This is a genomic window from Novispirillum itersonii (assembly GCF_014205675.1).
Lineage (GTDB): Bacteria > Pseudomonadota > Alphaproteobacteria > Rhodospirillales > Rhodospirillaceae > Novispirillum > Novispirillum itersonii_A.
Genome location: NZ_JACIIX010000001.1, coordinates 73,787 through 86,487, shown reverse-complemented (window position 1 = coordinate 86,487; position 12,701 = coordinate 73,787). Strand labels below are relative to the sequence as shown.

Here is a 12,701-nt window from a genome sequence, read left to right as displayed (position 1 = left end):
GAGCGCCGGGGTTTAGGACAGGAAGAGCGGGATAATGGATGCAGGTTTGATGTCGGAACTGACAGCCTTTTTACAGGTGCTGTTCATTGATCTGGTGCTGGCCGGGGACAATGCGATTGTCGTCGGCATGGCGGCGGCCTCGGTGCCGCTGGCGCAGCGGCGCAAGGTGATCCTGATGGGGATCGGTGCGGCCGTGGTGATGCGCATCGCCTTTGCCGTGCTGGCGACCAAGCTGCTGGCAATCATCGGCCTGACGCTGGCCGGGGGGCTGCTGCTGGCGTGGGTGTGCTGGAAGATGTGGCGCGATCTGCGCAGCGGCCATGAAGAGGAAGAGGCCGCCGATCTGGTCGCCGATGGCACGGGCGGGGCTGCCTCCGCCGGGCCGGGGAAGACGGTGATGCAGGCGGTGGTGCAGGTGGCGCTGGCCGACCTGTCGATGTCGGTGGATAACGTTCTGGCGGTGGCCGGGGCCGCCGGGGACCATACCTGGGTGCTGGTGTCCGGGTTGGTCCTGTCGGTGGTGCTGATGGGGGTGGCGGCCACCTACATCGCCAAGGCGCTGACCAAGTACCACTGGATCGGCTATCTGGGGCTGGCGATGATTGTCTGGGTGTCGCTCAGCATGATCTGGCGCGGCAGCAATGAAGTGCTGAAGACCGTCGGCTGGCTGTAAGGCCGGGCGGTTCAGGCAAGAACGAAGGGCCGGGGCAGAGTCTCCGGCCCTTTTTCTGTGCCGTCCCCTGCCGGGACGGTGACGGTCAGGCACCGCCCGGGCCTGCTGGCCGCCAAAAACGGACCATGTCACCGGGCCACCGGTCTCCGTCTGCCCGGTGACCCTGCTGTCAGGGCAAAAAAACACCCCCCGGCCTGCGCTGGGGGGTGTTTCTGTTTTTCCGGCTGAACCGTTACCGCTTTAGGCGGCGTCGGTCTTGCGGAGCTTGGAGAAGGCAGACTTTTCACCGAAAGCCTTCTTGCCGCCGAAGGACTTCTTCTCGCCCTGCGGACGATCACCGAAATCCTTGCGCGGGGCCTTCATCGGGCGGTCACCCACCGGACGGTCGCCATGGTCGGCGGCGCGGTACGGACGGTCACCGCCGAAGTCGCCACCCTTGCCAGCGGCGAATTCACCCTTGCCCTTGAACGGGCGCGGCATGGAGTCGCGGCGGGCCGGCTTGTCGCCGAAGGAGCGTTCGCCCTGCGGACGGTCGCCGAACGGACGGTCACCCCGGTTCGGGCGGTCACCGAAGGAACGTTCGCCATCGCGCTGCGGACGGTCGCCGAACGGACGGTCAGCCCGCTGCGGGCGGTCACCGAACGGACGGTCACCCCGGTTCGGACGGTCACCGAAGGAACGTTCACCCTGCGGACGGTCGCCGAACGGACGGTCAGCCCGCTGCGGGCGGTCGCCGAACGGACGGTCACCGCGGTTCGGACGGTCACCGAAGGAGCGTTCACCCTGCGGACGGTCGCCGAACGGACGGTCAGCCCGCTGCGGGCGGTCACCGAACGGACGGTCACCCCGGTTCGGACGGTCGCCGAAAGAGCGTTCGCCGTCGCGCTGCGGGCGGTCACCGAACGGACGGTCACCCCGGTTCGGACGGTCGCCGAAGGAGCGTTCGCCATCGCGCTGCGGACGGTCGCCGAACGGACGGTCACCCCGGTTCGGACGGTCGCCGAAGGAGCGTTCGCCATCACGCTGCGGACGGTCACCGAACGGACGGTCCCCACGCGGCGCGCGGTCGCCGAAGGAACGGCTCTGGCCGTCGCGCTGCTGCGGCGGGCGGCGGCCCTGCGAGGCGGCACCGCGCTTCGGCATCCGGGTCGGCCAGTCACCGGCCAGAATGTCCAGATCGTGGCCGGTCAGGCGCTGAATGTCGCGCAGATACCCGGCTTCATCGCTGGCGCAGAACGACACGGCAACGCCGCTGGCGCCGTTACGGGCGGTGCGGCCGATGCGGTGCACGTAGCTTTCCGGCACGTTGGGGATGTCGTAGTTGATGACGTGCGACACCGCCGGGATATCAATGCCACGGGCAGCGATATCGGTGGCGATCAGCACGCGGCTTTCCCCGGCGCGGAAGCGGTCCAGCGACTTCTGGCGGGCGGCCTGGCTCTTGTTGCCGTGCAGGGCTTCGGAACGGATCCCGGCCTTGAACAGGTTTTCGCTCAGGCGGTTGGCGCCGTGCTTGGTGCGGGTGAAGACGATGGTGCGGGTGATGCCCTTGTCTTCCAGCAGCTGCACCAGCAGGTCCTGCTTGGCGCCGCCTTCCACGAAGTAGACGTGCTGGTCGATCTTGGCCGGGGTTTCCCCGGTGCGGGCCACTTCGACGCGGACCGGATCGGTCAGCAGGGTCTGCGCCAGCGAGGCCACCTGCGGCGGCATGGTGGCGGAGAACAGCATCGACTGACGGTCTTCCGGCAGGGCGTTGGCGATCTTGCGCACGTCGTGGATGAAGCCGAAGTCCAGCATCTGGTCGGCTTCGTCGAGCACGAAGTGGCTGACGAGGTCAAGGCGCAGGTCGCCGGTGCTCATCAGATCGTTGATGCGGCCCGGGGTGCCGACGACAATGTCAACGCCACGGAAGATGCGGTCCACCTGCGGGCGGCGGCCGACGCCACCGAGCACGGCGAAGGAGCGCAGACGGGTGTGCTTGCCCAGCTGGCGGATGGCGTCGTCGATCTGCACCGCCAGTTCGCGGGTCGGGGCCAGAATCAGGGCGCGGATGTGGCGCGGCGGCATCTTGCCACGCGATTCCACCAGCGCATTCATCATCGGCAGCACGAAGGCGGCAGTCTTGCCGGTGCCGGTGCGGGCAATGCCCAGCACGTCATGGCCCTTCAGGCCGTAGGGGATGGCTTCCGCCTGAATCTGGGTGGGGGAGGTGAAATTATTATCAGTCAGGCCCTGCATCAGGGCCGGAGCCAGCGACAGGGAGGCAAAAGTGGTGGACTGGCCCGCAACGGCGGCGCCGGTTTCCATATCGGTCACGTCAAAAATCCTTTGAGCGCCCGATCTTCCCCGCAGGGACCAGACTCGGGACGCAGTGTGTCCGCTCACCACGCGCGACGGGGGACCGGACGGTTTCGCTTTCAGAAGGGCTCGGGAAAGACGATTAAGGCGCCCGGCATATCCACCTGGGCGCCACCGTCATTCGCGCGATCGCGAGACAATCGAGGGGGAGATAACCACGTCTGCGCGGCGCGGTCAACAGAATGTTTGCACTGCGACGGTTGCACTGCGACAAAGACCGCAGAACGCGGGTGCCTTCTGCGGTCTTCAGGTCAGGGGGGCTTAACGGGGTCCATGAAGGGCCGGTCTGCGCTGCATGGCAGCGGCGCCCGGCCTTTAGAAGGCCAGAACGCCGGTCTGCTGCCGTGGTTACGGGAAAGCGGCCAGATCCTCCGGCAGCAGGCTGTCCGGCAGGTTCTGGTAGCATACCGGCCGCAGGAAGCGCCGGATCGACAGGGTGCCGACGCTGGTGGCGCCAAAGTTGGTGGAAGCCGGATACGGCCCGCCATGCACCATGCTGTCGGCGACCTCCACCCCGGTGGGGAAGCCATTGGCCAGCACCCGCCCGGCCTTGTGCTGCAACACCTGTAGCAGGGCGCGGCCGGTGTCGGCGTCGGCATCGTCCAGATGCAGGGTACAGGTCAGCTGGCCGTGCAGACTGTTGGCGACGGCCAGCATTTCGGTGGCGTCGGTGACGGTGACGATGATCCCCAGCGGGCCGAAGACTTCCTCCGACAGGCCGTCATCGGCCAGCCATGCCGCCGCAGGGGTGCGGAACAGGTGCGGTGCGGCCTGACGCGGCCCGGCGGGCCCGGCCAGCAGGCTGCTGACCCCCGGCGTGGCCCCGATGCGACCGCAGCCCTGCCGGTAGGCGGCGGCGATGCCATCGGTCAGCATGGTCTGGGCGGCCACGGCTGACAGGGCTGCGGTGGCGGTGGCGGCAAAGGCATCGGCCTCCGGCCCGGCTGGCAGCACTGCCACCCCGGGATTGGTGCAGAACTGTCCGGCCCCCATGGTCAGGGATGCCGCCCAGCCGGTGGCGATGGCCTCGCCCCGGGCGGCCAGCGCCTGCGGCAGCAGGAACATCGGATTGACCGACCCCAGTTCCCCGAAGAAGGGGATCGGGTCCGGGCGGGCGGCACACAGATTGAACAGGGCGCGTCCGCCACCGAGCGACCCGGTGAAGCCGACCGCCCTGATCGCCGGATCGGTGACCAGACTTTCCCCGACGGCGCGGTTGCCCCCCTGAATCAGCGAGAACACCCCGCCGGGCAGCCCGCAGCGGCGGCGGGCGGCGTCCACCGCCCCGGCGATGATTTCTCCGGTGCCGGGGTGGGCGGAATGGCCCTTCACCACCACCGGGCATCCGGCGGCCAGCGCGGCGGCGGTGTCGCCCCCGGCTGTGGAGAACGCCAGCGGAAAGTTGGAGGCCCCGAACACCGCCACCGGCCCGACCGGCAGTTGCATCAGTCTCAGGTCCGGGCGGGGCAGCGGCTGGCGGTCCGGCAGGGCGGCGTCGTGGCGGCGGTCGAGGTAGGCCCCGTCGAGGATGTGGCGGGCAAACAGCCGCAACTGTCCGGTGGTGCGGCCGCGTTCGCCGGTCAGGCGGGCGGCGGGCAGGCCGGTTTCGCTGGTGCCGATGGCGGTGATGGCCTCGGCGCGGGCCTCAATCTCGTCGGCGATGGTGTTCAGGAACGCCGCCCGCTCCGCCCGGCTGGTGGCGGCATAGGCAGGGAAGGCGGCAGCGGCGGCGGCGCAGGCCTGCCTGACATCGGCCGGGGTGCCGACGGCAAAGGCATGGGCCGGGCCGGTGGCCGGGGCAGAGGGGAAGGTGGCGTCACCGGCCACCCATTCTCCGGCGATCAGGTGACGGCCATGGGGGGTAAAGGTCATGGTGCGGATCCCTCAGCGGCCGGTCCTGTCGCGCCAGGCGGCATAGTCGGCCTGTGCGGCGTCGGTGGTGGGCGGATACAGGCCGATCACGGCGGCCCCGGCGTTGACCTGCTCCAGCACGAAGTCCTCGAAGCTTTCCATCCCGGTGCATTCGGCGGCAATCTCGTCGGCCAGCGCCGCAGGGATCACCATCACGCCGTCGCCGTCGCCCAGCAGCACGTCGCCGGGGAACACCGGCACATCGCCGCAGGCGATCGGCACGTTGAGATCCAGCGCTTCATGCAGGGTCAGGTTGGTGGGGGCTGACGGGCGCTGGTGGTAGGCGGGCATGTCCAGCGCGCCGATCCCTTCGGCATCGCGGAAGCCGCCGTCGGTGACGATGCCGGCGCAGCCCCGCCGGGCCAGACGGGTGACAAGGATCGACCCGGCAGAGGCGGCGCGGGCATCCTTGCGGCTGTCCATCACCAGCACCCAGCCCGGCGGGCAGGTTTCCACCGCCACCCGCTGCGGGTGGTCGGCATTGCGGAACACGGTGATCGGGTTGCGGTCTTCCCGCGCCGGAATGTAGCGCAGGGTGAAGGCCTGTCCGACCATCCGCCTGCCCTTGTAGCAGACCGGGCTGACCCCCTGGATGAACTGGTTGCGCAGCCCGCGCTTGAACAGCGCGGTGGCGACCGAGGCGGTGGAGACGCCTTCCAGCCGGGCCCGGGTTTCAGCGGAAAGAGTGTAGGCGGGGGTGGTCATGATGGATGTCTCCGGGGGAGAAGAGGAGAAATAAGGGATCAGTAGATCACCGGCTCATCGACCGGGCGGCCGTAGTCGCTGCGCAGGAAGTCGAAGTCACAGCCCTTGTCGGCCTGTTCGATGTGCCTGCTGAACAGGGTGCCGTAGCCCCGTTCATAGCGTGGCGGCGGCGGGGTCCATTCGGTGCGGCGGCGGGCCAGCTCGTCGGCATCGACCAGCATGTTCAGGCTGCGGGCGGGGATGTCCAGTTCCACCCGGTCGCCGGTGCGCAGCAGGGCCAGCGGCCCGCCGATATAGGCTTCCGGGGCGACATGCAGCACACAGGCCCCGAAGGAGGTGCCGGACATGCGGGCGTCGGACAGGCGCACCATGTCGCGCAGGCCCAGTTTCAGCAGGGCCTTGGGCATCGGGATCATTCCCCATTCCGGCATCCCCGGCCCGCCCTGCGGCCCGGCGTTGCGCAGCACCAGCACGGTGTCGGGCGTCATCGGATAATCGGGGTCGTCGATGATCTTCTTCAGCTCGGGGTAGCTGTCAGCCACCAGCGCCGGGCCGGTGTGGCGGTGGAACTTCGGGTCGCAGGCGGCAGGCTTGATCACCGCGCCATCGGGGCAGAGGTTGCCCTTCAGCACCGCCAGAGACCCTTCGTGATAGACCGGGTTGGACAGGGGGCGGATCACGTCCTCGTTCCAGATCCTCACCTGATCCAGCCCGTCGGTCAGCGGTTTGCCGGTGACGGTGATGGCCGCGGAGTCCAGCCTGTCGCCCAGTTGTTTCATCAGGGCGCGCAGGCCCCCGGCGTAATAGAAGTCTTCCATCAGGTAGCTGTCGCCGGAGGGGCGGATGTTGGCAAGCACCGGGGTGGTGCGGCCGATGCGGTCCAGATCCGCCAGCTCCAGCGGCACACCGGCGCGGCGGGCCATGGCGATCAGGTGGATGATGGCGTTGGTGGAACAGCCGGTGGCCATCGCGACGGTGACGGCATTGGTGATGGCGGCCGGGGTCAGGATTTTATCCGGAGTCAGGTCTTCCCACACCATCTCCACCACCCGGCGGCCGCACTGGGTACTCATCCGCTGGTGGTTGGCATCGGCGGCGGGGATCGACGAGGCCCCCGGCAGGGTCAGGCCCATGGCATCGGCGATGGCGGTCATGGTGCTGGCGGTGCCCATGGTCATGCAGTGGCCATAGCTGCGGGCGATACCGCCTTCAATGCCCTGCCATTCTTCCTTGCTGATGGTTCCGGCCCGGCGTTCGTCCCAGTACTTGAAGCCATCGGTGCCCGATCCCAGAAACTTTCCGGCATAGTTGCCGCGCAGCATCGGTCCGGCGGGCAGGTAGACGAAGGGCAGGCCCATCGATACCGCCCCCATCACCAGCCCGGGGGTGGTTTTGTCGCAGCCGCCCATCAGCACCGCCCCGTCCACCGGGTGGGACCGCAGGAGTTCCTCGGTCTCCATCGCCAGCATGTTGCGGTAGAGCATGGTGGTCGGCTTGACGAAATTTTCCGACAGCGACAGGGCAGGCAGCTCCATCGGGAAGCCCCCGGCCTGTAGCACGCCGCGCTTCACCCACTCCACCCGGTCCTTGAAGTGCATGTGGCAGGGCTGGGCATCGGACCAGGTGTTGATGATGGCGATGATCGGGCGGCCTTCCCAGTCCGTGGGGTCGTAGCCCATCTGCATGGTGCGGGAGCGGTGGCCGAAGGACCGCTGGTCGTCCGGCACCATCCAGCGGGCGGAGCGGAGCCGGTCGTATGTCTTGCGAGTCATGGCCTTACCCTCTGAAGGCGAATGAGAACCAGATCAGCACGACGGTGCCGATCAGGCCGATGAATTCCGGCCAGTTGCCGAACAGGCCGTCGTCATCGGCGGCGAAGTCGGCGGGGGGAATATCCTCATCCCCCTTCAGCAGGTCGTGGGTCAGGCCGGTTGTGGGGTCTGTTGTGGGCTTTGTCATGGCTGCCTCCTTATTTCAGCAGCGCGGGGATGGTGGTGGCGATCTGCGGGAAGAACAGCACCAGCATCATGCCAACCCCCTGTAGGGCGATGAACGGCAGGACGGAGGCGAAGATGTCCTGTAGGCTGATTTCCTTCGGGGCCACCGACTTCAGGAAGAAGCAGGCCGGACCAAACGGCGGCGACAGGTAGTAGATCTGGATGTTCATGGCAAACAGCACGCCAAACCACACCGGATCGAAGCCAAGGGCCACCACCACCGGCGCAAAGATCGGCACGGTGATGAACAGGATGGCGATCCATTCCAGAAAGGTCCCCAGCACCATCACGATCAGCATCATCACGATGATCACAACGATCGGGGCGACATCGAGGGAGGTCAGCACGCCGCGCAGGAAGTCGCCGCCGCCGATGCGGTTGTAGATGCCGATCAGGGCCACGGCCCCCAGCACCAGCCAGATGATCGACCCGACGGTCTGCACGGTCTGGCGCATGGCATCGCGCAGCATGATCCAGCTGAGTTCCCGGCGGATGGCGGCCACCGCCACCGCCCCGACCGCGCCGATGGCGGCGGCTTCGGTGACAGTGGCAATGCCGGAATAGATCACCCCCAGCACGGCCCCGATCAGGATGCCGGGCAGGATCACCCCTTTCAGGAAGGGCAGGCGCTTCAGGAACGGCAGGCCGGTTTCCGGGATGTCATAGACCGGGGCCAGCGCCGGGTTCAGGCGGACCCGGATCAGGATATAGGCGATATACAGCGAGGCCAGCAGTATCCCCGGCCCGATTGAGGCGGCGAACAGCTCGGTGATCGACACCTGTGCCGCCAGCCCGTAGACGATCAGCACCACCGACGGCGGGATCAGGGTGGCCAGCGCCCCGGCGGCACAGATCAGGCCGATCGCCAGCTTCTTATCGTAGCCAAGGCGCAGCATCTGCGGCAGGGCGATCAGGCCCAGCATCACGATCTCGCCGCCCATGATCCCCGACATTGCCGCCAGCACCACGGCGACGATGCAGGTCTGCACCCCGACCGAGCCGCGGAAGCGCCCGCCCATGATCGCCATCGATTCAAACAGTGACCGGGCAATGCCGGACCGTTCCAGGACATTGGCCATGAACACGAAGAAGGGGACGGAGATCAGTTCATACTTATGCAGCACTTCCGTCACGTTGGCGGTGACGATGAAGAATCCGGCGCGTTCGCCGAAATACAGGATGGCCGTGCCCAGCGACACCAGCAGCGTGGTGATGCCCAGCGGAATGCCAAGCGCCATCAGCCCCAGCAGGGCGGCGACGATCAGCAGGGTGATGATTTCAATGCCCACCGGGGATCTCCTTCTCGGTGCGCTGGACCCAGCGGATGATGTTGGCTGCCAGTTGCAGCAGGTACAGGCCGCAGCCCACCAGCAGCAGCACCTTCAGATAGCTTGGCTGGAGGGAATTCATGGCGGTGCCGGAGTATTCGGGGCGGGCAAGGACCTTCATCGCCGGTTTCCACAGCGCCACGGTCAGGGTGCCGACCGCCAGCACCGAGGCCAGCATCTGCACCAGCCGCAGGCGGCGCCATGCCGCCGGGCTGATCAGCCCTTCGATCATGGTGATGGCAATGTGGCGGTTGCGTTGGGTGACACTGCCGACCGCCAGAACCCAGGCGGTGGCGCACAGGGTCATCGACAGTTCGGTGGACCACAGGGTCGGGCTGTCGAAGCCATAGCGCAGGAGGACTTCGACGGCGGAGGCGAGGATACAGGCAAACAGCAGCACGGAACTGCTCTGCCCGATGAAAATGCTGATCCGGTCTATGCCGGTCGCAGCGCAGGACAGCAGGCGTTTCATGATGGCCTCGGGGGCAGGGGCGCAGGAAGGGGACCGGCCACCCGGCCCGATCAGGCGTGACCCGACAGGGGTGAGCGGTCGGGGAACCCGACAGGGGTGAGCGGTCGGGTCACCCTACGGGGGCGTCTGGTCGGGTGGCCGGGGTGGTCCGTTAACCCGGATCAGTCTTTGAACAGGCCGATCTTCTTCATGTAGGCGATGTGCGCGTTCAGGGCTTCGCGGGCCAGCGGGCTCTTGTCGGCGTACTTCAGCCATTCACCGCGGGCGACACCCCGCATCCTGTCGCGGTCGTTCTGCGCCCAGTTGATGATGTGGATCTTGCCGGCGGCCCTGTCGCTGGCGACCCGGGCCCTGTCCTGCTCATCAACGACCTTGATCAGGTCTTCCATGGCGGCATACCACCAGTCGCGCAGGGCCGCGCGGTCGGCGGCCGACATTTTCGACCAGCGGTCCTTGCTGAGGGTGAACTGCATCAGCGGCATCGAATGAATGCCCGGATACAGCGGATAGGACGCCACATCATGCAGGCCGGTGGTGGCGTTGTTGATATAGGCCGAGGCATCGGCGGCATCGACGATGCCCTTTTCCAGCGCCCCATACACTTCCGAAAACGGGATCGACACCGGGCTGGCCCCGGCGGCGGCGAACACGGCAGAGGCCAGGCCTTCCGGGGCGCGGATCTTCTTGCCCTTCATGTCGGCAAAGCCGTTGATCGGCACGCGGGCGGGCAGGGATTCCCGGCTGTAGGGGCCGCAGCCGACCACCTGCACATCGCCGTGGGCGACGGTGTCGACGATCTTCTGTTCCATCGCCTCGCCCTGATCGGTCTTGCAGAAGCCCAGCATCTGCTCCGGCGTGTCATAGCCGGAAATCAGGTCGGCCATAATGGCGAAGGCCGGCTCAAGGCCAGAGAAATAGTTGACCGAGGTGAAATCCCCGTCCAGCACGCCGGAGGCGGTGGCGTCGATGGTTTCCTTGGCCGGCACGACCGATCCGTTCGGCTTCAGGGTGATGGCATAGCGCCCGCCGGTCACCTGCGGCACCTTCGGCAGCCAGTGTTCGGTCAGGTACTGCATGGTGAAGTCGCCGGCGTTGAATGACGACTGGATGTTCAGGGTTTCGGTGGCGCTGGCGGCGGTGCCGGAAAGGGCAAAGGACAGGGCAGCGGCGGCGCAGGCGGCGGTCAGGCCGCGCCGGAGTGACGTCTTGGTCATGGGGTCCTCCCGTTATGGACAGTGGGCCGGTGACTCGGCTCTTGTTCTTCTGCACCACTGCACTAATATATTAGTTCCGCACTGTCAACAGCCCCGGTATAGTGGGCGGACTTCAAAAGGGGCCAGCCGGATGTCCGTTACCCACCGATCCAGTCTTCACGCCGGTTCTGCCGGGCCTGCCCCGGCTGCGGGGTCTGTCACGGCCCTGCGCCGGACCTCCACCGCCCATCAGCTGTATAACCTGCTGCGTGGGCGTATTATGGCGCTGGAGCTGGAACCGGGGATGCAGTTGTCCCGCAATGATCTGGCCGCCCAGTATGGCGTCAGCCAGACCCCGGTGCGCGATGCCCTGCAAATGCTGGAACAGGAAGGTCTGGTGGCGGTGATCCCGCAGTCGCGGACCGAGGTGACGCGGATCGACGTGCAGCAGGCGCGCGAAACCCAGTTCCTGCGCCTGTCGCTGGAACTGGAGGTGGTCCGGTCGCTGTGCGGGGCACCGGGCACGGCGGCACAGGGGGTGGCGGCGCGGATTCTTGACCAGCAGGAAACCGCCCTGACCATCGACCGGGATGTGGAGCGCTTCGGCCAGTTGGACCGGCAGTTCCATCAGGGGATGTACGAGGCCGCCGGGGTTCCTGCCCTGTGGGATCTGATCCAGTCCCGCTCCGGCCATATCGACCGCCTGCGCAAGCTGAACCTGATGGACCCCGGCAAGGGGGCCACCATTCTGTCCGCCCACCGGGAGATCCTGACCGCCATGCAGGCCGGGGACAGTGCGGCGGCGGAGGATGCGGTCCGCCGCCATCTGTCCGGGACGCTGGCCCGGGTTGACGACATCCGCCGCGCTTACAGCCAGTTCTTCTGACGGATCCCGGAACAGCAGACTCCGGACACCAGACTCCGGAACACCAGCCCCCGGGCCGCGGCGGGCGACCCGGGGGCTGTCATGACGGCCGGGCCGCTCAGCGGCGCGGCATCAGCACCCAGTAATCAAAGTCCAGCACCACGTTGGGCAGGTATTTGCCCTCGGCATCCTTATAAGGATGTCCGGCGCAGGGCAGGTCTTTGGTGGCGACGGTGCGCAGGCGCAGCGCCCCGACATCGGCGCGTTCCGGGAAGGCGGCCTTCTCCAGCACTTCAGTCCAGCAATGGATGGTGTCGCCGGAGAAGGTCGGGTTGCAGTGGCTGCCGGCGTTGATCGCCACCAGCTTGCAGGCGTTGCCCAGCCCGTTGAATGACAGGGCGCGGGCCAGCGAGATGATGTGCCCGCCGTAGATCAGCCGCTTGCCGAACCGGCCCTTGGCCTGTTCAAACTGGTTGAAGTGGACCTTGGCGGTGTTCTGGTACAGCCGGGTCGCCAGCATGTGTTCGGCTTCTTCAATCGTCATGCCGTCAACATGGTCGATCTTTTCGCCGGGGGTGTAGTCGTCCCACAGGTGCGGGCTTCCGGCCAGAACTGTGTCGTAGGCTTCGCTGTCGAAGCTGACCCCGGCGGGCACTTTCAGGGCGGCGACCGGTACGGTCTTCGGCAGGTCGGGCACCACCTCGGCCGGGGCCGGGGTGGCGGCGTCGCGCTTGTTGACCATCACCCAGCGCACATAGTCCACCACCATTTCGCCCTGCTGGTTGACCCCGCGCGAGCGCACATAGACCACCCCGGTCCTGCCGTTGGAGTTTTCCTTCAGGCCGATGACGGTGGAGGTGGTGGTGATGGTATCCCCGGCATAGACCGGCACACCGAAGGTGCCGTCGGCATAGCCGAGGTTGGCGACTGCGTTCAGCGAGATATCCGGCACCGTCTTGCCGAAGACGATATGGAAGGCCAGCAGGTCATCGGCGGGCATGTCCTCGAACCCCAGCCCGGTGGCGAATGCGGCGGAGGACTGCACGGCAAAGCGCGGGCCGTAAAGGGCGGTGTAGAGGGCGATGTCGCCTTCGGTGACGGTGCGCGGGGTGGCGTGGGCCAGCACCTGACCGATGCGGAAATCCTCGAAGAAATTGCCGCTGTTGGTCTTGTTGGACGGAGTGGTCATCGTCATGCGT

General features: G+C 67.0%; 11 protein-coding genes. 2 read left to right on the top strand and 9 right to left on the bottom strand.

Annotation, left to right across the window (positions count from 1 at the left end; all coding sequences use genetic code 11):
- Positions 1-49 precede the first annotated feature (49 nt).
- Positions 50-673, top strand: coding sequence for a YjbE family putative metal transport protein (locus FHS48_RS00355; RefSeq protein WP_416046491.1), 624 nt, complete (start codon positions 50-52; stop codon positions 671-673).
- A 240-nt stretch (positions 674-913) separates the two neighbouring features.
- Here FHS48_RS00355 and FHS48_RS00350 read toward each other — a convergent pair whose 3' ends face one another.
- The 8 genes from FHS48_RS00350 to dctP form a co-directional block, all read right to left on the bottom strand.
- The gene (locus tag FHS48_RS00350) at positions 914-2,980 is read right to left on the bottom strand and encodes a DEAD/DEAH box helicase (RefSeq protein ID WP_184261329.1); all 2,067 of its coding nucleotides are present in this window, start codon (positions 2,978-2,980) and stop codon (positions 914-916) included.
- A gap of 399 nt (positions 2,981-3,379) precedes the next feature.
- Entirely contained in the window at positions 3,380-4,903 is a 1,524-nt protein-coding gene (locus FHS48_RS00345) for an aldehyde dehydrogenase (NADP(+)) (RefSeq protein WP_184259889.1), read from the bottom strand.
- A gap of 12 nt (positions 4,904-4,915) precedes the next feature.
- The gene (locus FHS48_RS00340; protein ID WP_184259886.1) at positions 4,916-5,647 is read right to left on the bottom strand and encodes a ribonuclease activity regulator RraA; all 732 of its coding nucleotides are present in this window, start codon (positions 5,645-5,647) and stop codon (positions 4,916-4,918) included.
- A gap of 38 nt (positions 5,648-5,685) precedes the next feature.
- A complete protein-coding gene (gene araD / locus FHS48_RS00335; RefSeq protein ID WP_184259883.1) occupies positions 5,686-7,419 on the bottom strand; it encodes an L-arabinonate dehydratase in 1,734 nt (577 codons plus the stop codon).
- A gap of 4 nt (positions 7,420-7,423) precedes the next feature.
- Positions 7,424-7,606, bottom strand: coding sequence for a hypothetical protein (locus FHS48_RS00330; protein WP_184259879.1), 183 nt, complete (start codon positions 7,604-7,606; stop codon positions 7,424-7,426).
- A gap of 10 nt (positions 7,607-7,616) precedes the next feature.
- On the bottom strand, positions 7,617-8,933 hold the full coding sequence (locus FHS48_RS00325) for a TRAP transporter large permease (protein WP_184259876.1): 1,317 nt from the start codon (positions 8,931-8,933) through the stop codon (positions 7,617-7,619).
- The gene (locus FHS48_RS00320; RefSeq protein WP_184259873.1) at positions 8,923-9,444 is read right to left on the bottom strand and encodes a TRAP transporter small permease subunit; all 522 of its coding nucleotides are present in this window, start codon (positions 9,442-9,444) and stop codon (positions 8,923-8,925) included. Before FHS48_RS00320 ends, FHS48_RS00325 begins: the two co-directional genes overlap by 11 nt.
- Positions 9,445-9,605: 161 nt before the next feature.
- Positions 9,606-10,658: a TRAP transporter substrate-binding protein DctP gene (dctP, locus tag FHS48_RS00315; RefSeq protein WP_184259870.1), complete on the bottom strand. Its 1,053-nt coding sequence runs from the start codon at positions 10,656-10,658 to the stop codon at positions 9,606-9,608.
- 130 nt (positions 10,659-10,788) lie between these two features.
- Between dctP and FHS48_RS00310 the strand changes: the two genes are divergently transcribed.
- On the top strand, positions 10,789-11,523 hold the full coding sequence (locus tag FHS48_RS00310) for a GntR family transcriptional regulator (protein ID WP_184259867.1): 735 nt from the start codon (positions 10,789-10,791) through the stop codon (positions 11,521-11,523).
- A gap of 97 nt (positions 11,524-11,620) precedes the next feature.
- Here FHS48_RS00310 and FHS48_RS00305 read toward each other — a convergent pair whose 3' ends face one another.
- Complete coding sequence (locus FHS48_RS00305) at positions 11,621-12,691, bottom strand: MaoC family dehydratase (protein WP_184259864.1); 1,071 nt, start codon at positions 12,689-12,691, stop codon at positions 11,621-11,623.
- Between the last annotated feature and the right edge of the window lie 10 nt (positions 12,692-12,701).